We start from the raw sequence: 23668 nt of genomic DNA, 5'->3' as shown, positions 1-23668 counted from the left end.
ATCTGACAGGATGAGACGCTATGAGAAACGCTGAATTTGATCGCCAACAGGTATTGCGTAACGCCATGTATGCTTTTATGGGCAAGGGTTACAGCAAAACCAGTATGCAAGATTTAACGCGCGCAACTGGCTTACACCCGGGTTCAATTTATTGTGCTTTTGAAAATAAGCGGGGATTGTTACTGGCCGCCATCGACCAATACCATGAAGATCGTAGCCAACAGTTAGGAACGCTATTTACCTCTGATATTCCATTCAAACAAAAAATACAGCATTACCTAGATGGCATTGTTGCAGAATGCCTCAGTTGTGATACCTCACAAGCCTGCCTGCTGATGAAGATATTAACCGAGGTTGGCCAACAGGATGCCGATGTTGCGGCTAAAGTATCGGCATATTTGCAACAATGGCAACAAGCGCTGGAAAGCGCATTTGCCAATGCCATTGCCGCCGGAGAAATTTCGGCAACACCAGGAGCCAAGGCGTCAGCGCAGTTTTTGGTGATGGCCGTTTATGGTCTACGCACCTACGCCCATACGCATCCTCACGAGCAGCAATTGCGCCAACTGATCGCCATGTTGACCCAGCAATTACTTGTTTGAATTAATTCGCGCGAAAACCGATGCGAAATCCGCCCCAGTGCCGGCCGTTAACAAACACCGGGACAGACAAGTCGTGCATAACTTCACCAGTATCCCGTTTATAAGTCTGTAATAGCATAGGGTCGGTATGGCGACCACAGCGAATGCCGGTAGCATCGTTAAACAACCGCTTAGTGCGGTTATTCACCGTATCTTTACCGCTATCGCCTGTCAGAGGTTTACTAAAACGTTGGTTATGCGTTGGGAAATAACCGTTATGATCAACTGCGCCCGCGTAAATAATCTGCGAGTGACGACTGAGTATCGGTTCCTGTACTGCTGGGAAATACTGATCGGTGTAACTGTCGAAAGCCGTGGAATATTTTGCCGGTTCTATCTCACCAATACGTTGATATTGAGGGGAAAAAAGTTGCTGTTCGGTGAATGTTCCCTGTTGTAATCCCTGTTCCAATAACTGACCACAAGCCGTGGCGGCTTGTTGTGCCTCAGCCAACACCTGCTGTTCAAAGGTGCCTATATTCCAGTGATTGAGCGCCAAGAAAATACCTTCGGTGGTCTTGGAGAACTCAAAGGCCTGTTGGCTTATCTGCTCGCTGCGATGTCCGGTTTCCTCCAGTGAGTCACTGATCCTGACAATCGCTTCCGAGATTTCACTGGTAGTGTCGCGGTATTCTCTCAGCGCGGTCTCAATCTGCGCCAACGCTTGAGTCGATTGTTGTACACCACCCGCAATACCATCGAAACGTTGTTCTAACGCCGAGATAGCATTAACGGTTTCAGCGGTGCGGCCTACCACTGTGCCCATCAATGATGATGTCTGCTCAGTATCTTGGCGAATTTGACTCAACATCCGCCCAATATCCTGCGTGGCATCCGCCGTTTTAGCCGCCAGTGTACGCACTTCATCGGCGACCACCGCAAACCCACGCCCCGCCTCGCCGGCACGCGCTGCCTCAATGGCCGCATTCAACGCCAACAGATTGGTTTGAGCGGCAACGCCGTCTATCACCTCGGTAATTTTTCCAATGGCATCAGCCTGTTGTTGTAATTGCTCCACTTTTCGAGCCGCCGAGTCGATATCCTGACTCAGCGTACGAATGGCATCCAGACCAGACACCGCATATTGTCGGCCTTCGAGGCTCAGTTGCCGTGATTGTTCGGCCTGTTGCAATACTGCCTCGGCATGCTCGCTGAGCGAGACTGTCGTTGCCGATAATTGATTGGCGGCCACCGCAATTTGACTGGCGGCCTCGCCACTTCCCTGAATATTCTGTTGCAAGCCATCCACAAAATGCGAGACTTCAGCGCCGCCAATGGCGATACGACTGGCATCTGTGGCAATGCGATGTAACGCCTGTTGTTCTGCGCTGGCAGCGTTATCTTTACTCTCTGCATCGTCAATGAAATTCACCTGGGTCTTGAGCCAATACAGCAGCGCAAGCACCGGCAACAGCAGCAGCCCACCAAGCAATTGCAACAGCAGATTACTATTGAGCAATAACTGCCAGGCCGCCCAACAGGCAGAAGCCACTGACACCTCCCGCGATCACGGGCCAACGGCGTTGCGTGTTCTGCATACATCCCCCTGAATATTGGCTTTAGGCTTTAGGTATTAAACTTATTCATATATGTCAGCTTAAACCACAGGTTGCCGCCTTGCGCAGATTTCGCCCATTGAACTTTGGTGGAACATAAACGAAGAAAGGCCGCAATGCGGCCTTTCTGCAGAAGATTCAGTATAGATATTAATTCGATAAATCCATTTCCTGAATAATTTCATGCGCAATAGGAGGAGTCGTACACTGGGGTTTTTCATGTAAATCGGCCTTAAGTTGGCCTTTTCTGTGTTTCAGTGCAGTTTCCAGTTTTTTAACGGCAACCATAATTGCCGGGTACATTACTTCATCGGTGCCGGACGCAGCTACCGCAACCCCTTCATAGTTAGTACGGATATCCACCTGATGCTGACCATGTTCCTTAGCGATGATCACATCAAATCCGACAAGTCCGGGAAATGTTTGATAATTTTTGAAAATTTTTCTTCCACATGGGCACGTACAGCGGCTGTAACTTCAACATGGTGACCTGAAATCTGGATTTTCATAAGCTTTCCCTTTTTCCATTGACTCATCTACAGAGCTTGGGACTTTTATATAAAAACACAAGAGCCCTCGGCAAATAAAATCGCCAGAGGGCCCGGAGATCAGACTGTTCGGATAAATAATCACCAAATAATCATTTGCGTCGCACACTCTGATGCCAGAACTGCTCCGACAAATGACGGGTTTTCACCGACAAACGGCTAACCTGTTCACTACGGCCCACCGCTTCTGATGTCTGTTGGTTACTTTCACTCGCGAGATCGCTGATCAGCACAATTGACCGATTAATCTCTTCCGATACCAAGGCTTGCTGCTGCAAGGCGGCAGCATTCGCTTCGCTCATCTCACCAAGCCGATTGATAGAATGCTTCAACGCTTCAAATGCTTGATTGGCTTCTTCCGCCAGATCTACTGAATGCTGGGCTTCGCTCTCGCCAGCTTTTATCTGATTTCCGGCATTATTGGTCGTCTGCTGGAACTGTTTAATGATGCTTTCAATATGGCTGGTGGATTCGCTGGTACGGCTAGCCAGGTGCCGTACTTCATCGGCGACCACCGCAAATCCACGGCCGGCTTCACCTGCTCGCGCAGCTTCGATAGCGGCATTAAGTGCCAGCAAGTTAGTCTGATCCGCAATAGCGTGAATAACATCCAGCACCTCGCTGATAGCCGCGCTATCTTTCTGGATTGACTCCACCAATACCGCAAAGTCACGCACCCGTTGGTTCACAACGCCAATCGCCGAGATCACTTTTTGCAAACTGTCATGGCCCGCCTGAGTCGCCGTTAAGCTGGCATTCATTTCTTCATTGGCATTTTGCACATTACTGCCCACTTCATTAAAACTGGCCGTCATTTCAGACATTGCCGCCCCGGCTTGCCGGGTTTGTTCACTCTGCCCCTCGGCACGCTCGGCATTGGCCCGTAGCGTTTGTTGTAAGTTGATGCTCTCTTCACTGATAGCATAGGCAGAATCGGCCATCCGCCCGATAACACCGCCAGTCTCGGCCACCAGATAAGTCATCGCCAAGCTCAGTTGTCCCAGTTCATCCTGACGCCCGCAGTACACAGCTCTAGCCAAGGGATCATCAATAACGTTGCGGGACTTTTTCACCAGTGCGAAAAAAGCAGATAACTGCCACTGACTTAACAGCAACCATACACAGACCGCGACAGCCAGCCCTAACCAAGGAGAAATCCAAGCACTGGCGAATCCTAACAGCAGGCTGAGCACCCCCGACAATTGTAACCCACGTGCAAACCCCAAACGTGCAGGACGCAGTGCCGCGGGGGTTTTACCTTGATTCAATTGTTGGTAGATGTTGCTGGCAGACGCTATCTGTTCTGGGCTAGCGCTGTGGCGCACCGATTGAAATTCATGAAGTTTGCCCTCTTCCAGCACGGGCGAGACATAAGCATTTACCCAGTAGTGGCTGCCACTTTTAGTACGGTTTTTAATAATTCCCATCCACGGCTTACCAGATTTAACCCGGCGCCAAAGACTTTCAAAGGCGGCTGATGGCATATCAGGATGACGCACAATGTTATGCGGCTGCCCGCGTAACTCGTCTTCGGTAAATTCACTGACATCCACAAAATCTTTGTTCACATATTTAATAGTGCCTTTAAGATCGGTGGTAGAAAGAAGAATACTGGTATCAGAAAGCTGCTTTTCTTTTTGGGTGACGGGTTGATTTACGCGCATCTGCAGATATCTCCCGAAGCGGTTTTGCAATCGCTGCCATATGCCAGATAATGCTACAACAGCAACAGCTTTTATTAGCCAATTTTGAAGTGCACACAGTAGCAGTTATGTGATTCAGAGCAATGACCAAAGTGCGGAAATGCCACTTCCGTTACAGATTTTATGACACGACAGTGAAACTACCTACACTTGCGACGGTAACAGCCTTTCTCGCGGGGAGATTGACGCATATAGAGTCGTCAGCATCATGTCATAGCGCTGGCTACACGTGTAAAAAACGCCACAAGTCTGCGGCGTTTTTGCAAGGATGATAGAAAGTGACTATTTACAACGTTTCCCTTTACAAGTGCTGCCACCACCGTTATTTCCACCACTGTTACTAACAGCACAACCGTGTAGCGCCAAATAATCTACCGCCGCCTTAGCCTGCACTAAACCGAAACCGGTGTAATTATCACGCCCCGCGGTGTCCAAATCTTCAGCGGTAACTTGCAGTATCGCGCGGATCTGAGTGTTGGTGCACTGTGGAAACTGGCTCCATACTAACGCTGCCACCCCGGCAACATGAGGCGTTGCCATGGAAGTACCATCAAAGTAGGCATAATTGCCAGGCCCAATACTGACCGACGCCAGAGTTCCCTGCGCCGCCAGCATAGCTGTACCATCAGCAGCAGTTACCCCTATCGAAGGGATTGCCGTGGCTGTGGTGCCAAGCGTGCCATTCAACATACCCGCGGTATTGTTGTAGATAATAGCAGCAACCCCACCACCGTTTTCACAGGCCAGCACTTTGTCGGCAAAGGAGATATTACCGCGCTGGATCAAACATACTTTGCCCGCCGCATTACACTGGCTCTCGCCCGTGCCACAATCCATTAAAGTCCCGGAAGCGCTACCAGTTGGAGAGCCTTCCATTGCAATTGCCAAGTAGTCCTGATTTGCCACTGTCGTTGCCGCCACCAATGCGGTGCCCATAGGGACGGACGATAAAACCCCGACACCTGGGCCCGAGAGTTCAACCTGGCTGTTGTATTGCGAAAACTCCGCGTGTTGCTTATTTGCATCCACCGCTGCAACAGATACCACAGCGTTATAGGATGCTGGATAAGAGTAACGGCTATTGCCGTCATTACCGGCGGCGGCAATACTGAGGATGCCTGCGGTTTCCGCAGCGGCAAATGCCGCATCTTCTGTGCGGCTCTTGAAACTACCACCAAGACTCATATTAATGATGTTAGCCCCTGCGGCTTCACAGGTATCCAGTGCGGCCACCAGCCCGGAGGAATAGCCCCAGCCATCGGCATTAAATACTTTAACAATGAACAGATTGAGGTTGCCGTTGGGGTTAACACCGATAACGCCGACATCATTGTTCAGCGCTGCGATAGTTCCCGCGACATGGGTACCATGATGATTTTCATCAGTAAACCAATTGCCTGTGCCACTATCATTAGCACCATCAACCCTATTGCCGCTGAGATCTTCATGCGCCAAATCGTAGCCTGAATCAATAATGCAGACTTTCATATCGCCAGTCATGGCATCACTGACTTGATTGGCCTGCACCAGCGGGATGCCATAAGGAACTGTCTGTGACATAGGATAACGTTTGGCATCTAGTTCCACATACTCGACATTGGGATTGTGCGATAGGCCAGTGAGTGCCTGGGCTGGCAAGCTGAATGCGGCAGCATTGTGCCGCGTCAACTCGAGCTCCAGCTTTGCGCCTTGGGCATGCAGTGCCGCTTTAACCGCTGGCCCTTTTCCATCCTTAAACTTAACGATGTAACGCTCATTTGCCATGACAGCAGTGGTGCCTAGTGCCAGCAATATTGCTGCCGCCACTGCCTGATATAAGGACCGCATGACTACCTCCGCCAATACTAATATTAATAAAACGTTAACTGTGTTTATTTTTTTGTTATAGACAGTGCACTCCATTTGCGCAAGCGACAATGACAGAAGAAGCGAACAGCGGGAATTTAACGGCATTTTCTAAAAATTTATCCATAAAAATCAAAGCATAATAGCTAAAGGAGACAAATAGCGGAGTTCTGAGCTATAGTGCACAAACACTTTTTAGACGTAATGCAGGAATCAGCTATGAGTTTTCATGTCACTGTGTCATGGGAGACCAGCCCTGCCCCAGAAGGGGAATTTAACCGTGACCACCATATTCAGTTTGGCAGCGGTCAGCATATCGAGGCCTCTTCCGCGCCTGAATATAAAGGCACTGAAACCAAAGTGAATCCAGAAGAAAGCCTGCTAGCAGCAATTTCTTCCTGCCATATGCTGACCTTTTTAACCATCGCCCACCTGAAACGTTTACCCGTACTGAGTTACTGTGACAATCCAGTGGCAGAACTTGGCAAAAAGAATCTGGTAAGGTTGCTATCACCCATATTTTTCTAAAACCACAGGTGACATTTGCAGAAGGCGCCGAAGTGGATCGGGAAACACTGGAAAAAATTCATGAGAAGGCTCATGCCAACTGTTTTATTGCCAACTCACTCGCCAGTGACACAAAAATAGCAATTGAATTCTAAGAAACGGGTGCCACCGGACCGGGAACTGCTTGCCCGGTAACACCTAAACTCGGATAACGTGTTGTGATAACCGCCCACCAGCCCCGCCATCAAGCGGGGCTGGTTTTATTACGGAGGTTATTATGGACGTACGGGTAACGCTTCACCACGAGCGGGCATGACACCTTGCAGTGGCGGGACCGGCTCAGACTTCAGTTTGTCCTGCAAGTAACTTAACGCTTTCTGCAACTGGGCATCCTGTCCTTGGAAGGTTGCCAATGGCAGGTTATCCACTTCAATGTCAGGACTGACCCCGCGCCCTTCGACTATCCAGCGTCCATCCATAGCATACTGCGGATATTCAGCAACCCGCGCCATACCACCATCGGTCAAACGATTACGGCCAGATAACCACACCCCAGCACCAGCAGTGCGTTTACCAATCAGTGGTGCAATCCCCAGCGCTTTAATACCGGCAGAGAAAGTTTCACCATCAGAGTAAGTCAACTGATCCGTTAAGACGACCAGATGGCCACGGAAGGTCTGCTGCATATTGGCATTCGGGGTGCCATGAGTTGGTTGCCAGAAGGCCCACGCCTTGCGTAACAGTTTTTCAATGATCCAGCTGTCGATATTGCCGCCACGATTGCGGCGGACATCGATAATCAATCCCTGTTTATCGTAGTTAGCGTAAAATTCGCGGGCAAAATTACTGATATCACCCGCCCCCATAGCATACAGATGCAGATAGCCAATCTTACCCTTGCTGGCGGCGGTTACCTTTGCAGCATTGTGATACACCCAGTCCAGATAGCGCAGTTGGTTATCGTCAGCAATACTGACGGGCTTGACGATGGCCTTGTGACTCTGTTTACCCCGTTGCAGTTGCAACAATATTTGCTTGTCGGCCTGATTACGCAGCAATGCTGTGATTTCGCTGAGGTTACTGACCTTTCGCCCGTTAAAATGGGTAATGATATCGCCATCAGCAATATCAACACCCGGCCGCGCCAACGGCGAAGCCTGTTGCGGTAGTTCTGGATCGTTGCGATAAATATGACTGATCACCACGCCATTTTTCGTCTGCGTCAGTCTGGCACCTAGTGCCGATGGTTTAGGCGCTTGTGGATCGCCAGCAAAATCACCACCGCGTACCTGCGAATGCAAGGCATCCAGTTCCCCCATCATTTGGGTGAAGATATCGGCCAGTTCATGACGGTCGGTCACTCTTGCTAACAGTGGCAGATATTTGGCTTTGGTTGCCTGCCAGTCCACGCCGCGCATCTTTTTATCAAAGAATGATTCACGGTGCATCAGCCAGGCATCATCAAACATCTGCCGCCATTCCAGCTGTGGATTGATGGCCAACTGCCAGCCTCCGAGCTGTACTTTGGCATGCTCCAGATCTTTGCTGATTTTCTCACCGGCATCCACAATCAGCATCTGCCCATTACCAGTGCCTTTAAACACGAACATCTTTTTGCCATCTTCAGATAACTGAAATCCTTTGACATCATCCGCAAAGGTTTCCAGTTTGGCTGACAGGTTATCGAATTTAATAAACTTCACATCCTGCTGCTGGCCGTCAATGCTCCATTGCTGCAAGTACAGGCCCTTATCATTAAGCTGCAATGAGTCGTAATTACCTGAAGCAACCGGCACTTGCCACAAACGCTGCGCCAGACCTTGCCATTCGACGTTGAGTTTCACATCTTTGTTGTCTGCCTCAGCGTCAGCAGCGGCATCGGTACTCAGTTCATCGGGATGCCGGAATGGAAATTTCGCATGCGCGTCTAACGCCAAGGCAAAAATATCGGCCCGTTTATCAAATACCGGCCCCATATTGCGATCGCCCCAAGGTGAAGTTGGTGTGCTGTTGAACTCTCGATTTGATAAGAAATACAGCCACTTGCCATCACGACTAAAGGCAGGAGAGAAGGACTCATACTTATCACTGGTCAATAGCGCAGATTTTCCGCCATCTACTTGATACAACATGATTTGCGGTCTTGGACTTCCAAGCTCGCTGCGGGTGATTGCCAGATAACGGCTGTCGGGCGACCAGACAATATTCTGATAAGGTGCCAACCCTTCGTTATTGCTGACAATCTTATTGTTACTGCCTTTCTCAAGATCCAGCAGCCACAGATTGCCTTGATAATCATCATTCGCTAGATAGCGACCATCCGGCGACAACACTAGGCTCATGCGCATATTGCGGCCATCTTTGGTGAGCTGCTTGGCCGCATCGCTACCATCGGCGGCGTAACGCCAGATCTCCTGTTCCCCGGAGGCGTCAGAAATCGCATAAATCCATTTACCGTCTTTACTCATCACCGCATTGCGCAGGCGATAGCTGCCATCGGTTGCCAGCTGTATCAGCCGTGAACCATCTGTGCCGGCCACAGCAACATGACTACGCGCCGTCAAGACCAGTTTGTTTCCTGAAGGTGCCAGATTAAAGTCTGCAATATATTTCAGCGGATTATTAACCCAGTGTTCACGTCGTTCAGGGAAATCTGATGCCAAATGGATTGCCAGGGTTTGATCATTACCGCTGGCAAGCTCCAGCAGATGGATATCGGCTCCCAACTGGAACACTATTCGCCCTTGATCTAGCGATGGTGAGCGTACCTCAAAGTCTTTATAGTCGGTCAGCTGTTTAACATCGCTACCGTCACTGGCCATTGACCAGATATTGGCATTACCACTGGCGTCGGAGACAAAATACACCCGGTTATGCCAGACCATAGGTGAACGAATTGAGCCTTGATGTTCCGGCAACAAGCGCTGCGCTTCTTGATCCTGACCAAGCTGATAGCGCCACAAGGTTCCCGCCGCACCGCCGCGATAAACCTTGGCGTTATCACCGGTGACCTGCAAGCCAAAACGCACGAAATAAACGTATTCCCCTTTCGGATCCACCACGCCCTGCACCGCATCTGCTAACGGAATATCGTGAGTTGTCAGCGTTTGTGGGTTTACCGAACGCAGCACCCAGAAATTTGATGGTCCTTCTGCATTGTCGGTGGCGTACAGCACTTCGCCATTGGGGGTCCAGCCCTGCACCTTAACCCGGCTGTTCTCGAAGGTCACGCGCTTGGCAATGCCCCCGGCCATGGGAATAGTGTAAACTTCCTGCGCCCCATCATAATTGGCGGTAAACGCCAACGTTTGTCCATCTGGAGAGATTTTTCCGTTCAATTCTTCAGCCGGTAGGCTCGTCAGACGGCTTGCATGGCTAGCGCCCAGTTGTTGTGTCCAGATATCCCCTTCCGCAGTGAACACTAAAGTATTGCCGTGCAGATCTGGAGCCCGGTAATAACCTAATTCGGGCGCAGGTGCCGCGAGCACGCTGCCAGCAAACGTGCCAAACGCCAGCATGCAGCAGGCAACGGAATGACGAAGTTTCATGAATGCCTCTTGTTATTCGATATGCAGTATTGCTATTTCAACTGCCAAATTAACAGAGAAAACAGCGACATTCAGCTGAGTATCAGTGAAGAAGTTTTAGCAAATGTGTCAATCGTGAGGATCTGGAATACGCGGGGATCTGCGATGGGGCTGCCGTTAAGACTATAGTGCAATAAGGCTATACACAAAGTTTATATGTGATATAGATCACATCTGAACCCTCAGCGGCTCCCTAAAATATGCCGCTCGCTTTTTGAGTCCTCAGCCGCAGGAGCTTGCGTAGTGCCAAATTCAACCAGTTTCCGTACTCAGTTATTTTCGCTGCATCTGGGCTATGCCCTGCGAGAAGTCATCACGAAAGAAGGCTATCACGGCCGCAATCTGTTACAGGATCTGGTGGCCGGGATCACTGTTGGCATTATCGCGATTCCGCTGGCGATGGCGCTGGCAATTGCCAGCGGTGTGCCGCCACAGTACGGTTTATACACCTCCATTATTGGTGGTTTTGTTATTGCACTATGTGGTGGCTCACGTTACGCCATTTCCGGGCCAACCGCTGCATTTGTGGTGTTGCTATATCCCATCGCTCAGCAGTACGGGCTGGCGGGCTTGCTGATGGCAACAGCGATGTCGGGCATTATCCTGATCATCATGGCGCTACTGCGCCTTGGGCGGCTGATCCAGTACATTCCACAGTCAGTGACGCTGGGGTTTACCGGCGGTATCGGTATCGTCATCGCCATTTTGCAACTGAAGGATTTTTTCGGCTTACAGATTGCCGAGATGCCAGAGCACATCGGCGGCAAGCTACAAACGCTGGCATTAGCGCTGCCGCAGACCGACCTACCCAGCTTGAGTGTTGCGGTAGCCACCTTAGCGGTGATGCTGTTGTGGCCCAAACTGAAACTACCGCTGCCAGCGCACTTGCCCGCAATTATTGTCGGCAGTCTGCTGGCATTGCTGTTTAGCCAACTGGGCTGGCAGGTCGAAACCATTGGTAGTCGGTTTCACTACTTATTGGCAGATGGTTCTCAGGGCAATGGTATTCCGCCCTTTCTACCGGGTTTTGAATGGCCGTGGCAACGGCCTGGGCCAGATGGTACGCCCTTAGGACTGAGCTGGGATAGCATTCGGACGTTAGCGCCGTCAGCGTTTGCCATCGCCATGCTAGGCGCCATTGAGTCGCTGCTGTGCGCCGTGGTGTTAGATGGTATGACAGGTAAGCGTCACAGTGCTAACAGCGAGCTGTTGGGTCAAGGTATTGGTAACATCATCGCACCACTGTTTGGTGGGATCACCGCCACAGCAGCAATTGCCCGCAGCGCCGCCAATGTACGTTCCGGCGCCTATAGCCCGGTATCGGCGATGATCCACGCGGTTGTGGTACTGCTTGGATTAGTGGTGCTGGCGGGGGTATTGTCATACCTGCCAATGGCAGCAATGGCGGCGTTATTGATGGTGGTGGCTTGGAACATGAGCGAAGCCCCCAAAGCAGTACATTTGGTGAAAACCGCCCCACGTAGCGACATTCTGGTATTTTTCTGTTGTTTATCACTGACGGTACTGTTCGATATGGTGGTGGCCATTTCTTTCGGGATCATGCTGGCAGCTTTGTTGTTTATGAAGGAAATTGCCGAAATGACCCGGCTCTACGACCTGGTGGGCAACAAACGTTACCTCGATCAGAGCGTGCCTGATGACTGGGCGGTGCTCAAAATCAACGGCCCGTTATTTTTTGCCGCCGCAGAACGGATATTTGCCGAACTTGCCACCATGGCGCAAAACAAGAAAGTCATTGTATTAAATCTGGATGGTGTCTCCATGCTTGATGCTGGTGGGTTGGCCGCACTGAACAAACTTGTCAGCAAATGCCGCGCTGAGGGCACCCGCTTATTGATTAGCGATCTGCAGTTTCAGCCCATCCGCACGCTAGCCAAAGCCAAAGTACAACCGATTCCGGGTGTGCTCAAATTCTATCCATCCATGAAAGAGTTACTGGATGAACAGTTATCGCTGCCGCATTAACCCGTCACTGCTTGCTCAAGCCGCGTTCTCGCGGCTTGTTACATTTAAGTAATACGCTGTCGGAGAGGCGCAGTCGTTTTAACAGAACGGAATTTTCTGTGACCAGAGCAGCGAAAACCACCTCACCATGCTATCATGCCGCCACCATTACCCGGGCAGAGACTTGCACCGGGTCTGTTTTACCCTACGACTTATAAATCACACCAAAAATTGCTGTTTAAGGAGTTATGATGCAAGCCCTCGTTGCTGTCGTTATGGGGTCAAAAAGTGATTGGCCCACCATGGAAGCAGCCGCTGAAATCATGGATGCCCTCAAAGTGCCTTATCACGTAGAAGTTGTCAGTGCACACCGAACCCCAGACAAACTGATCGCCTTTGCTGCCAGTGCGGCTGATAAGGGCTTCAAAGTCATCATAGGTGGCGCAGGTGGCGCAGCACATCTGCCGGGTATGCTGGCCTCCAAGACCCGGTTGCCAGTGTTGGGCGTACCAGTACAAAGCAAAGCGCTTAATGGTTTAGACAGCCTGTTATCCATAGTGCAAATGCCCAAAGGGATTGCCGTGGGTACGCTGGCCATTGGCAGCGCCGGAGCCTTTAATGCCGGTTTGTTGGCCTGCCAGATACTGGCGACCCATGACGCAGCGTTGGCATCACGACTGGAAGCCTTTCGCGATGCGCAAACACAAGCCGTACTGGAACACCCAGACCCACGGGAGGAATAAGCGTCATGAGCAGTAAAGTATGGGTACTGGGCGATGGTCAGCTAGGTGCCATGCTGGCACATGCAGGCAAACCGCTGGCGCTAGATGTTAGGCCAATCGATATCATGCAGCCCACCGATGAACAATTGCCGCTGGCCGCCGATGACATTATTACCGCCGAACGGGAACAGTGGCCGGAATCTGCATTAAGCCTGCAACTGTCAACACATCAGAATTTCATCAATGGCCCAGTATTTGGTCAATTAGCGGATCGTTTCACGCAAAAAACACTGCTGGATCAACTACAGGTTGCCACCGCGCCTTGGGAACTGGTCGACAACTACAGCACCAGTGCAGAGCTGCATGCGCATTACGGCGCGCGGGTACTGCTCAAACGGCGTACCGGTGGTTACGATGGCCGTGGTCAGCATTGGTTGAAACAGGCGGAACAAACTGCCATTCCTGACGACTGGCGTAACCTTGCTATTGCCGAGCAAGGCATCGATTTTGATGAAGAAGTCTCTTTGGTTGGGGCACGGGCTCAGGATGGTAAATGTTATTTTTATCCGCTGACACTGAATCTGCATCAGGATGGCATCTTGATGGCATCCATTGCCCCATTGTCGCGGTTAGCACCGCTACAAGCACAAGCTGAACAAATGTTGAGTACCATAATGCAAGGACTCAACTATGTGGGCGTGATGGCGATGGAATGCTTCCGCCTTGGCGACAAGTTACTGGTAAACGAGCTGGCTCCACGGGTACATAACTCCGGCCACTGGACCCAAGCGGGCTGCCATATCGACCAGTTCCAGCTGCACCTGCGAGCCTTATGCAACTTACCTATGCATAGACCACAAGTGAATTTTCAGTGTGTGATGGTCAATCTGATTGGCATTAACCGAGATGATCGCTGGCTGAGTCTGCCCAACGCAGAACTTTTCTGGTACAACAAGGAAGTACGACCTGGCCGCAAGGTAGGTCATCTGAATTTGTCAGTGCATAACCGCATGCAACTATCAGACAGCATACAACAACTGAAAACGTGGATGCCACCGCAGTACCAGGCACCACTGGAGTGGATCCTGGCGGAGTTTTTTCACGCCGGAGTCTGAGCCATTTATGCGACAGGACTGCAGTATTGACACCATTATCCAGCTTTAGACCTCTGGTGAAAACCGGCTTCCTCTGGTGGTTGCTGGTCGTGCCATTACTGCTGTTCTCACTGCTATTTTGGGCGTTCAGCAGCGGGCAGCATCTCTCTTGGCTGCTGGTTGGTGTATGTACGGTATTTATCCTTGCCACAACGCTGGGATATTTTTTGTATCAAGGGCAGTTCAATCGGCTGCAGCAGCAACTGCAACAACTGCAGGAGCTGAATGACGCCACCAGCGAATTACTGGCATTGCCGGCACAGTGCGACTCAGAAAGCGCATTTCTACAGGCATTTCTTAACAAAGCGGTAGCCTTGGTCGAAGGCGCTGAACTGGGGTCGATCATTTTAATCCAAGGCCATGAGCGCAAATTGCATTTTGCAGCAGCTTATGGGCAGCAGTTAAAAACGCTACAACAACTCAATATGCAATTACCGCAGACCTTTCAGTACCGCTTGACGGGTGGGCGCTGTGACCGGGTCATCACCATCAATGATACCGATGATACTGATGATCAGATAGCCCGGCAGCTGTTTGGTGGGCAGCACATTCGCGCCACCCTCTCCAGCCCGATTTATATTGAAGGGAAACTATACGGGTTGCTGAATCTCGACAGTAGCGCCCCCGACAGTTTCAACGCTTACGATGCCAGCGTCATCGAGCTGTTGTCAAAAGAGGCGGCAAACGCCATCGCCTTGTATCAAAAGTCACAGCAAATCCATCAACTGACCAGTTATGACCTGCTAACCAAGCTGATGAATCGCAATTATTTCGAGCAGCAAGCAGCCCAGTGGCCGCTACGACAGCAACTGTCCAGCTATCTGCTGCTGTTGGACATTGATGACTTAAAACGTATCAATGAGCAACACGGTCATGATCATGGAGATGAGGTATTGCGGCAACTGGCGCAACTGCTGCAACAACAATGGCCAGCAACAGCCTTAATGAGCCGTTTAAATGGCGATAAATTTGCACTTTTGTGTTACGGGGAACCCGCACAATTGACCAGTTGGTTACAGCAAGTGCGTAGCGATTTTGCCATGCAGCAACCCGGTGTTTATTTCAGCAGTGCCTTGGTGCCGTTTAATGGCAATGTAGCAGAAAGCCTGGATTTGGCCACACAAGCGCTCGACCACCAACATAATAACCACGGGCAGACATCAGCCGAAAAACAGGCGCCATAGCCAAGAGGAATCAAGATCATCTTTACAACCGCGATACTGCGCGGCATAACGTTTAGCTCTAGCGCCAACCTTATCAGACACCTTAATCAACCAGCGTTTGCTCCGATAGCTGCCACGCTTATAGCCGCCCCACCCTTCGTGATAATTGAGGTAGAGTTTTTTCGCATCCCACTTAGAGACGCCATTGATTTTATGCGTTTTATAAATAAACCACCCCATAAAATCCATGGCATCATCAAAATCACTGCGGCTTGACCAACTGTTGCCCGTTTCGCGGACATAGTCATCCCAGGTCATGGTTTTAGCCTGCGCATAACCATAGGCATCGCTGGCACGACCAATCGGGATAAATCCAAGGAAATACTCCATTGGCGGAGCCGCATCGTGCTTAAAGGAACTTTCTTGATACATCATCGCCAAGGGAACATGTACCGGAACGCCCCATTTATCGCGCGCATCGACGGCCGCATCGTACCAGGAACGATGTTCCTTAAAGATGGCACAGATATTATCTGGATTTTTCGGTGGTGAGGCGGCACACCCCGCCATGAGCGATGTGGTCAATGCTAGCAGCAGCCAGCGGCATAAGATACGGAAGTCAGACACAGGCACTATCCATCAATTTAGGAAGCAGCATAGCCACTTCCATAAAAACACGGATGTTAGTTTCGCCTGAATTATCAGAGGATTGCAACCCTGAAAATCAATTATCGACGGGCAGTTCGCATTCAGCACTTGCTTGAGAAAGGATCTGCGGCTGCCAATAGCCAGTATCGTCACCACTGTATTGACGGTCGGTATTGAATTTTGCCGCGAGTTGGTAGCGCTGTTCCGCTTGCACCTCAATCTTTATATCTTTCGGTACCCTCGCCGCCAGTCGCACCTTTAATTCAGGCGAATCGATAAGTTCAGAGACCCGGAACGTATGCTCCCCAGGCCGCAACTGATAGTTAGGTTTGGAAATAACCGGTTTGCCGTCAACATGGGTTACCACCAGTCGGTAGAAACCCTGAGTTGGCACGGGTTCGGCATAGGTAGACACTAAGCCACAGGCGGTTGCATCATCCGGTGAAGAAGCGCAGCCGTTGAGCATTATCAACGGCAACGCACTGATTACCCACAAATATTTCACGTTAACTGCACATCCTTCGAAGTGGTGACGCTACCAAAATATTGTGCCAAAAAGTCATCGAAACTGAGTTTATCGTCTTGTTCCATCTGTTGCTGTTTGGCAATGGACGCTGCTGCTTCTGCAGCAAATGCGGCAGTAGTAGCATCACTCAGCGGATAATCCAACAACTGCTGGCGATATTGTTCAGCCAGGCCCTTAACCCAAGCCCCGTGTGACTGACAACTGGTGGTCAGATTAGCTAAAACCCGTCCAGACAAGGTTTTATCTGGATCGATTACCGCTTGCTGCCAGTAGGCCAGCGCTGCCTGATATTGCTGGCTATCGCTGCCATCAAGCAACACGGCAATCTGTTGCAACTGGGCAAACAACTCCTGCATCCACTGCAAGCGGCTGATAGCCACCCCTTGACGTTGCAGCATCAATCCTGGTTTACGGCCTTCCAGCACTACCGCCTTCAGGTTAGCGGCTATCTCTTTTTCACCAGCATCATCGGTGATGGGCGATGGTGACAACAAACAATACAGCAGTAACAGATCCAGCAATCTTAACTGCGAGGCTTCAACACCAATGGGACTAAATGGATTAACATCCAGCGCTCGCACTTCAATGTATTCCACGCCAGCGCGAGCCAGTGCATCGGAAGGTTTTTCGCCCTCATCGGTAACACGCTTGGCACGGATGGGGGCATAAAATTCATTTTCAATCTGCAAAATATTGGCATTTAGCTGGCGGTATTCACCGTCCACCTTAACCCCAATTCCCGCAAATTTGCGCGATGGCATTTTAATCGCTGCCCGAATACCATCCAGATAAGCCTTTAATGAGTTATAACTGATGGACAGCTGTTCCTGCTCTTTATTGGTGTAGCCTAAGTCACTCATCCGCAACGAGGTCGCATAAGGTAAATACAGCGTGCCTTGCCCCAGTGTCTCAAACGCCAATGAGGTTTGCTGCCCTTTAATAAATGAGCCACATAACGCGGGCGATGCCCCAAACAGGTAAGGAAGTACCCACACCAAATGCCGATAATTGCGGATAAGGCCGAAATAGGTAGCAGATTTAAAATCACACAGCGACTGCTGTTTATCACTTTGCTCGTATAACAACTGCCATAGTTTTTCAGAAACCGAGAAGTTAAAATGCACACCGGCAATAATCTGCATCAGCGCCCCATAACGCGCCGTCAGCCCTTTACGGTAAAGACTCTTCATCCGCCCGTTGTTGGAAGTACCGTAATAAGCGATGGGGATTTTGCGCTCATCACCGACATAACAAGGCATGCTCACTGGCCACAATTTCTGGCCATTCAGATGACGCAGTGCAAATGCGTGGGTCTCGGTGAGCCCTTTGAGCATGTCGTCAATGTCACCCGAAACCGGGGTAATAAACTCAAGCAGCGCTTCACTGTAGTCGGTGGTGATCCGCGAATGCGTCAACGCGGCACCTAATGCCACGGGATGCGGATCCATCGCCAGTTGATTGTTTGAGTCAATACGCAGGGTTTCGCGTTCAATTCCACGCCGCATTCCCAGCAGCGCAGAACGGCCTTCTGCACTGGCAAGCAGCGCTAGTGTTTCGCTAAATGGCTTCAAATTGATTATCTCTTTTCCGGCGGTCACAACAGATAAACTGTTATGGCCGAGACACCCGAGTCCCCGGAGTTTTAGCTTCCGGTCCCAACGGACATTCCGGTGCTGCTTGTAAGATGCTGCCCAACATAAGGCCTAAAGGGCCGTCAGGCAAGCGCAATTATACGACACAGAGCGGTGACCGCGAAAGGCAGCCACCGCTCTGTTGGATATCTGACCACCCTCTTGGCTGGTGTGACAGATATGGGGATGTACTTAAGCGATTACAAGGGCAGATTGACTACCTTGTAGCCCATCGCCTTTAATCCTGGCGCAACGGACGCTTCATCACCTACAACCAAAATCTGCATGGTTGCTGGGTCAAGCCACTGTTTTGCCAGCTTATTCAGCTGTTCCAAACCGATTTGAGAGACAATTTTATCCTGTTCATCGGTAAAATCATGTGCCAGATGGTATTTCTGGATCATGCGGATAAAACCGGCTTTTTGATAAGGTGTTTCATAGTCCAAAGCTTTGCCTTGGCTGATTGAAGCACGCATAAAGGCCTGTTCCTCTGCCGTCATACCGCTCTGATGATAACGAGTAATCTCCTTCATAAACTCCGCCAGCGCTTTATCTGTCACGTCACTGCGCACACTGGCAGTTGCCTTAAAGTAGCCTTGTTCGCTACCTCCCGCAAAGAAACTGCGAGCACCATAGGTATAGCCTTTATCTTCGCGAAGATTAAGGTTAATCCGGCTGTTAAATGCGCCCCCTAACGGGTAGTTCATCAGATAAGTTTTGAAGAAATCACCGGTAGCGTCATAAGGCAAAGCCCGTTTACCTATGCTGATCACCGATTGTGCCGCACCGGGTTTGTCAATGAAGAACACCACACCAGGATTACCCGCCGGTAATTTACCGGCCACCGGCAATGGTGTCGCACCGCCCTGCCAACTGGTCAGCGGCTGTAGTTTTTCCAGCAGTTGTGCCTTGGGCAGATCGGTTACCGTTACCATTTGCGCATTACCAGCACGATACTGCTGGGCGTAAAAGGCTTTCACATCCTCAAGTGTGATCCCGGCAATCGTTTGCAAAGTGCCGCCACTACTGATCCCTAAACTGTTGTCACTGCCAAATAACAGCTTGGAGAAGCCTTCAGTGGCCAGATAATTAGGGTCAGACACCATATGTTCCAGCATTTGCAGTGTCTGCTGCTTCACCCGATTGAAATCTGCCGCGTTAAAACCTGGTGTTAACAGACGTTCTTTAACAATTGCCAGGGTTTTATCCAGATTTTCAGTCAGCGAAGTCACCCTCACCACACTTTGGTAATCGCTAGCACTAAAGCTCACGCTAGAACCTAACAGCTCCAACGCCTGTGCCAGTTCTTCACTGCTATGCTGGGCACTGGATTCGTTGAGCATATCGGCGGTCAGTGAGGCCAAGCCCGATTTTTGCAGCGGTTCCAGTCGATGGCCGCCATTCAGATAGATAATGATTTCTGTCGTCGGCGTTTCAGTGCTTTGTGTTCCCATCACGGCAATATTATCTGCCAGTTTTGCGTCCCAAAGTTTTGGTACTTTCAGCACAGGGGCTTTCGCGGCTGGCGGCATCAGGTTACGGTCAAAGCTACTGTGCTCAGGTGCCGCGACAGCAGTCAACCCAGTTACCGCTTGCTTGGCAATTGCTGGCGCGGGTGGCGTATAGTTATCAGGCGCAGCGACCAAGGCGGCTCCGCCCTTGGGTACAACACTCATCACCACTGAAGGCTTGCCTTTGACATACTCATGGAACACCCGCATAACGTCGTCTTTGGTCACTGCCTCATAACGTGCCAAATCGTTGCCAATCTGGTCGGGATGACCAGTGAAGGTCTGATTAGCGGCCAGCGAAGCCACCTTACCAGAGACGCTCTGCAGTGAGAAAATCGCATTCGCCCGGAACTGAATTTTCACCTTCTGTAAATCTTCATCGGTGACGCCACGGGTTTCAAATTCATCGATTGACTGACGGATCAGTTTTTCAATCGGTGTCAGCGATGCGCCTTTGGCTGGATTTGCCAAGGCAAAGAAGGTTAGTTGGCAGGCCAGTTCCTGACATGGATGACTCGCGCCAGCTTGCACGGCATAACCGTCTTTCACCAGATTTTTGTAAATGATGGAGGTTTGACCGCCGCCCAGAATATTGGCTAACAGATCCAGTGGCGCTTCATCTTTATGGCGCGCGTATACCGTTGGGAACCCAACCTGCAGCAAAGGGAGATGGATATTATCTTCCATCGACACGTAACGTGTTTTATCCAATTTGACCAATGGCTTATCCAGCGGTGTCACTGCGGGACCACGGGGAATGTCACCAAAGTATTTGTTAACCCAACTCAGTGTTTGTGTGGCATCAATATCACCACCTATGGTCAAGGTAGCGTTATTCGGGCCATACCAACGACGGAAGAAATCTTTTACATCTTGCGTCGTTGCGCGATCAAGATCTGCTGGCCAGCCAATCACGGGCCAACTGTAAGGATGACCTTTGGGGTAAAATGCCTGTTGAAACTGTTCATCCATCCGCCCATAAGGACGATTATCAACGCGCTGTGCTCGTTCATTTTTGACTGTTGCGCGTTGCACCTCAAATTTCTCATCGGTCAGTGCGGGCAATAAAAAGCCCATGCGATCAGATTCAAGCCACAACATTTTCTCCAGCTGGTTGCTGGGTACAGTTTCAAAATAGTTGGTACGGTCACTATTGGTGGTTCCGTTCAGCTCACCACCGGCTTCAGTCACCACTTTAAAATGCTGCTCATCAGCAACATGTTCGGAACCTTGAAACATCATATGTTCAAACAGATGAGCAAAGCCGGTACGCCCAGGATGCTCCCGATCTGAGCCAACATGATATGTTACGTCCACTTTTACCAAGGGATCTGAATGATCTTCATGCAGCAATACGGTTAATCCGTTAGCTAAAAGATATTTTTTGTAGGGAATGCCTATCTCACCCGTTTTAGGGGTATAAGACTCTACCAGCGTGACGCCCGCTGGCAGTTGGGCCGCGGCAGTAGCAGCTACCGGTTCTGGCGCTTTTTCTGCGGCACATCCAGCTAATGCCGCCGAAACAGCTACTGCCAATAACCATTTTTTCATCTATTACTCCTTAACCTTTAATATTGGTCCTGATCCTCAGTCCCCAGACTGACACTATACTGCTGCTAAGACTACCCTTAGATGGGGACTGAACTTAAGAGTGTAATTTGTAAAATAAAGTTTCACCGACACACATCTTACCGCGCTAGGCATCCCGCCACGTACGCTTGATTGCCAGCGCATGACGGCAACAAATTATCAAAGGTTAGCCTTCTAGCAGAGTTACGGCGTAAAATGTTGACATGAGTAACAAAAAACAAAGCTTTTAACTCATTAAAACTATCTTTAATATCACCATAAGCTATAAGAAAAGGTTTTATCCCGACTTAATCGCTAAGGATTACAATCCTGCCTAAACCATGTTGGGTATGCCTACATGGTAGTGATATTGGTGAAAACTGACCGAAAACGGCCTACAACTCTGGAAATCTCATGATTTGGCAAAACTATAAACGTATCCCTTTCTGGCAAAAGGTTATTACTGGCTTTGTACTTGGTGCTTTGCTAGGGGTGATCCTCGGGGATAAAGCAACGGTACTGAAACCCTTGGGTGATCTGTTCATTAAAGCAATTACAATGTTGGTTGCCCCCTTGGTGTTCTGTGCCATTGTCTCCAGCATTACTGCGTTGGGCAGTGAAGTGGGACTAAAACGACTGAGCATCAAAACCCTTGGCATGTTTATGTTGACGGGGACACTGGCATCACTGATAGGGCTAGCCGTTGGAAGTCTCATTGATATGGGTGGCACCATTGAACTGGCAACCACAGAAGTGAGGGAGCGCAATATTCCCGGCTTTGCACAAGTGCTACTCGACATGATCCCACTCAATCCATTTGAATCGTTAGCACAGGGCAAGGTATTACAGATTATTGTTTTTGCGGCGCTGGTGGGTATAGCCATCAACATGGTCGGCGAAAAAGCCAAGCCTCTGCAAGCAGCCATTCATGCTGGCGCAGAAGTGATGTTCCAACTGACGCGATTAGTAATGAAACTCACACCTATTGGGGTGTTCGGCCTGATGGCCTGGGTGGTCGGTAAATATGGCATCAGCAGTTTGGCACCGCTCGCAAAATTCATTCTGGCTATCTATATTGCCGCGCTGCTGCATATCATCTGTGTTTATGGTGGGTTGGTGAAATTTGCAGCAGGCTTAAGCCCTTGGCAATTTTTCCGCAAGGCTATGCCCGCACAATTGGTCGCCTTTAGTACCGCATCCAGTTACGGAACCTTGCCCGTCACCACGCGCTGTGCGCAGGCAATGGGCGTCTCCGAACGCTACAGTGCTTTCGTGTTACCGTTAGGTGCCACCATGAATATGGACGGCTGTGGTGGTATCTACCCGGCAATTGCCTCTATTTTCATCGCCCAGATTTACGGCATTCCTTTGGACATGACAGATTACGTGCTGATTGCCGTAACCGCGACTATCGCCTCCGTCGGAACAGCCGGAGTTCCCGGCAGCGCTATGGTGATGTTAACAGTCACTTTGGGCGTTATCGGTTTACCACTGGAAGGGATTGCCTATATTGCCGCCATTGACCGGGTGATAGATATGATCCGCACCTGTACCAATATTACCGGTGATATGATGACCGCAGTGGTGGTAGGAAAATCTGAAAACGAAGTGAATACCGAAAAGTTCTACAGCAACGCTAGCGATGTTGAAACCGTGTAGATTAAATTATGCTGCCACAAAGGGCCGCGCATGCGGCCTTTTGCTTATCCGTAACTGCCGCTATGATTAGCCACACATGCTTGCCAGGAGTCTTTTGCTTATGGGCCGTTTCTTATTTCTGCCAATTATTCTATCGCTGCTATGGCTGGCATTCCTGCGCTATAACGGTATTCCGTTATCTCAGGGCGCTAAGGGGTTTGTGTGGATCATCGGTGTTAGTGCTGTGGTGATCTGTTTGCTGGCGTTTGCTATCTGGCTGACCGCCTAGTTTGCAAACCATAGGGCACTGAAGCGAGTAGTTTTGACGTGATGATGTAAACTGGCAGCAAGAAGAATGGCGGAGAAGGAGGGATTCGAACCCTCGATGGGAGTTAAAGCCCATACTCCCTTAGCAGGGGAGCGCCTTCGGCCACTCGGCCACCTCTCCGCAAATGGTGCGCATGGAAGGAGTCGAACCTCCGACCACCTGGTTCGTAGCCAGGTACTCTATCCAGCTGAGCTACATGCGCGTATTTGGAAATAATCGGACAATGGTGCGCATGGAAGGAGTCGAACCTCCGACCACCTGGTTCGTAGCCAGGTACTCTATCCAGCTGAGCTACATGCGCAGTTACAATTGTCAGATAAGTGCAGGCGATAATTTCCAATGGTGCGCATGGAAGGAGTCGAACCTCCGACCACCTGGTTCGTAGCCAGGTACTCTATCCAGCTGAGCTACATGCGCATGGAACAA

General features: G+C 50.3%; 15 protein-coding genes, 4 tRNA genes and 2 pseudogenes. 8 read left to right on the top strand and 13 right to left on the bottom strand.

The features are described from left to right. Positions 1 to 20 precede the first annotated feature (20 nt). On the top strand, positions 21 to 602 hold the full coding sequence (locus KHX94_RS15935) for a TetR/AcrR family transcriptional regulator (protein ID WP_213681369.1): 582 nt from the start codon (positions 21 to 23) through the stop codon (positions 600 to 602). Position 603: 1 nt separating this feature from the next. Here the strand turns inward: KHX94_RS15935 and KHX94_RS15930 are convergent, their stop codons facing one another. The 4 genes and pseudogenes from KHX94_RS15930 to KHX94_RS15915 form a co-directional block, all read right to left on the bottom strand. After that, positions 604 to 2133 (bottom strand): methyl-accepting chemotaxis protein, encoded by a 1530-nt coding sequence (locus KHX94_RS15930; protein WP_244859197.1) that lies wholly within the window; start codon positions 2131 to 2133, stop codon positions 604 to 606. Between the two features lie 214 nt (positions 2134 to 2347). Next, positions 2348 to 2706, bottom strand: a pseudogene (hpf, locus tag KHX94_RS15925) (ribosome hibernation-promoting factor, HPF/YfiA family). Positions 2707 to 2837: 131 nt separating this feature from the next. Beyond that, entirely contained in the window at positions 2838 to 4409 is a 1572-nt protein-coding gene (locus KHX94_RS15920; protein ID WP_213681367.1) for a methyl-accepting chemotaxis protein, read from the bottom strand. Between the two features lie 321 nt (positions 4410 to 4730). Then, positions 4731 to 6275, bottom strand: coding sequence for a S8 family serine peptidase (locus KHX94_RS15915; protein ID WP_213681366.1), 1545 nt, complete (start codon positions 6273 to 6275; stop codon positions 4731 to 4733). 237 nt (positions 6276 to 6512) lie between these two features. On the opposite strand from KHX94_RS15915, the pseudogene KHX94_RS15910 reads away from it, so the two are divergent. Beyond that, positions 6513 to 6955, top strand: a pseudogene (locus KHX94_RS15910) (OsmC family protein). A 120-nt stretch (positions 6956 to 7075) separates the two neighbouring features. Here KHX94_RS15910 and KHX94_RS15905 read toward each other — a convergent pair. Beyond that, complete coding sequence (locus tag KHX94_RS15905) at positions 7076 to 10348, bottom strand: S41 family peptidase (protein ID WP_213681365.1); 3273 nt, start codon at positions 10346 to 10348, stop codon at positions 7076 to 7078. 282 nt (positions 10349 to 10630) lie between these two features. Between KHX94_RS15905 and dauA the strand changes: the two genes are divergently transcribed. The 4 genes from dauA to KHX94_RS15885 all read left to right on the top strand — a co-directional run bounded on the left by dauA (position 10631) and on the right by KHX94_RS15885 (position 15412). After that, entirely contained in the window at positions 10631 to 12373 is a 1743-nt protein-coding gene (dauA, locus tag KHX94_RS15900) for a C4-dicarboxylic acid transporter DauA (RefSeq protein WP_213681364.1), read from the top strand. 230 nt (positions 12374 to 12603) lie between these two features. Continuing rightward, entirely contained in the window at positions 12604 to 13095 is a 492-nt protein-coding gene (purE, locus tag KHX94_RS15895) for a 5-(carboxyamino)imidazole ribonucleotide mutase (RefSeq protein WP_213683485.1), read from the top strand. Positions 13096 to 13100: 5 nt separating this feature from the next. Then, the gene (gene purK / locus KHX94_RS15890; RefSeq protein ID WP_213681363.1) at positions 13101 to 14189 is read left to right on the top strand and encodes a 5-(carboxyamino)imidazole ribonucleotide synthase; all 1089 of its coding nucleotides are present in this window, start codon (positions 13101 to 13103) and stop codon (positions 14187 to 14189) included. Positions 14190 to 14215: 26 nt separating this feature from the next. Next, entirely contained in the window at positions 14216 to 15412 is a 1197-nt protein-coding gene (locus tag KHX94_RS15885) for a diguanylate cyclase domain-containing protein (protein ID WP_213681362.1), read from the top strand. Here the strand turns inward: KHX94_RS15885 and KHX94_RS15880 are convergent. The 4 genes from KHX94_RS15880 to KHX94_RS15865 form a co-directional block, all read right to left on the bottom strand. Continuing rightward, a complete protein-coding gene (locus KHX94_RS15880) occupies positions 15389 to 16018 on the bottom strand; it encodes a transglycosylase SLT domain-containing protein (RefSeq protein ID WP_425314020.1) in 630 nt (209 codons plus the stop codon). The two genes, KHX94_RS15885 and KHX94_RS15880, sit on opposite strands and share 24 nt — an antisense overlap. A gap of 97 nt (positions 16019 to 16115) precedes the next feature. Next, positions 16116 to 16544, bottom strand: coding sequence for a hypothetical protein (locus KHX94_RS15875; protein ID WP_244859196.1), 429 nt, complete (start codon positions 16542 to 16544; stop codon positions 16116 to 16118). After that, on the bottom strand, positions 16541 to 18136 hold the full coding sequence (gene gshA, locus KHX94_RS15870) for a glutamate--cysteine ligase (protein ID WP_213681361.1): 1596 nt from the start codon (positions 18134 to 18136) through the stop codon (positions 16541 to 16543). The genes KHX94_RS15875 and gshA overlap by 4 nt, the downstream gene beginning before the upstream one ends. A gap of 260 nt (positions 18137 to 18396) precedes the next feature. Then, positions 18397 to 21258 carry a M16 family metallopeptidase gene (locus tag KHX94_RS15865; protein ID WP_213681360.1) on the bottom strand — a complete coding sequence of 954 codons (2862 nt, stop codon included), beginning with the start codon at positions 21256 to 21258 and terminating at the stop codon, positions 18397 to 18399. A gap of 432 nt (positions 21259 to 21690) precedes the next feature. On the opposite strand from KHX94_RS15865, the gene KHX94_RS15860 reads away from it, so the two are divergent. Further along, positions 21691 to 22935: a dicarboxylate/amino acid:cation symporter gene (locus KHX94_RS15860; RefSeq protein ID WP_213681359.1), complete on the top strand. Its 1245-nt coding sequence runs from the start codon at positions 21691 to 21693 to the stop codon at positions 22933 to 22935. A 100-nt stretch (positions 22936 to 23035) separates the two neighbouring features. After that, a complete protein-coding gene (locus tag KHX94_RS15855; RefSeq protein WP_213681358.1) occupies positions 23036 to 23203 on the top strand; it encodes a hypothetical protein in 168 nt (55 codons plus the stop codon). Positions 23204 to 23270: 67 nt separating this feature from the next. Here the strand turns inward: KHX94_RS15855 and KHX94_RS15850 are convergent. From KHX94_RS15850 to KHX94_RS15835, 4 genes are all read right to left on the bottom strand, one after another. Beyond that, positions 23271 to 23362: transfer RNA gene (locus KHX94_RS15850), tRNA-Ser, on the bottom strand. Between the two features lie 5 nt (positions 23363 to 23367). After that, a tRNA-Arg gene (locus tag KHX94_RS15845) sits at positions 23368 to 23444 on the bottom strand. Positions 23445 to 23466: 22 nt separating this feature from the next. Beyond that, a tRNA-Arg gene (locus tag KHX94_RS15840) sits at positions 23467 to 23543 on the bottom strand. Between the two features lie 39 nt (positions 23544 to 23582). Next, a tRNA-Arg gene (locus KHX94_RS15835) sits at positions 23583 to 23659 on the bottom strand. Positions 23660 to 23668: the final 9 nt, after the last annotated feature.

It is taken from the genome of Shewanella dokdonensis, assembly GCF_018394335.1.
Classification (GTDB): domain Bacteria; phylum Pseudomonadota; class Gammaproteobacteria; order Enterobacterales; family Shewanellaceae; genus Shewanella; species Shewanella dokdonensis.
This window is presented reverse-complemented; position numbering and strand designations above follow the sequence as displayed.

Bases quoted from the DNA above. Each gene is read 5' to 3' on its own strand.
- KHX94_RS15935 (WP_213681369.1), top strand. From the start codon at position 21: ATGAGAAACGCTGAATTTGATCGCCAACAGGTATTGCGTAACGCCATG.
- KHX94_RS15920 (WP_213681367.1), bottom strand. From the start codon at position 4,409: ATGCGCGTAAATCAACCCGTCACCCAAAAAGAAAAGCAGCTTTCTGAT.
- KHX94_RS15915 (WP_213681366.1), bottom strand. From the start codon at position 6,275: ATGCGGTCCTTATATCAGGCAGTGGCGGCAGCAATATTGCTGGCACTA.
- KHX94_RS15905 (WP_213681365.1), bottom strand. From the start codon at position 10,348: ATGAAACTTCGTCATTCCGTTGCCTGCTGCATGCTGGCGTTTGGCACG.
- purE (WP_213683485.1), top strand. From the start codon at position 12,604: ATGCAAGCCCTCGTTGCTGTCGTTATGGGGTCAAAAAGTGATTGGCCC.
- purK (WP_213681363.1), top strand. From the start codon at position 13,101: ATGAGCAGTAAAGTATGGGTACTGGGCGATGGTCAGCTAGGTGCCATG.
- KHX94_RS15865 (WP_213681360.1), bottom strand. From the start codon at position 21,258: ATGAAAAAATGGTTATTGGCAGTAGCTGTTTCGGCGGCATTAGCTGGA.
- KHX94_RS15860 (WP_213681359.1), top strand. From the start codon at position 21,691: ATGATTTGGCAAAACTATAAACGTATCCCTTTCTGGCAAAAGGTTATT.
- KHX94_RS15855 (WP_213681358.1), top strand. From the start codon at position 23,036: ATGGGCCGTTTCTTATTTCTGCCAATTATTCTATCGCTGCTATGGCTG.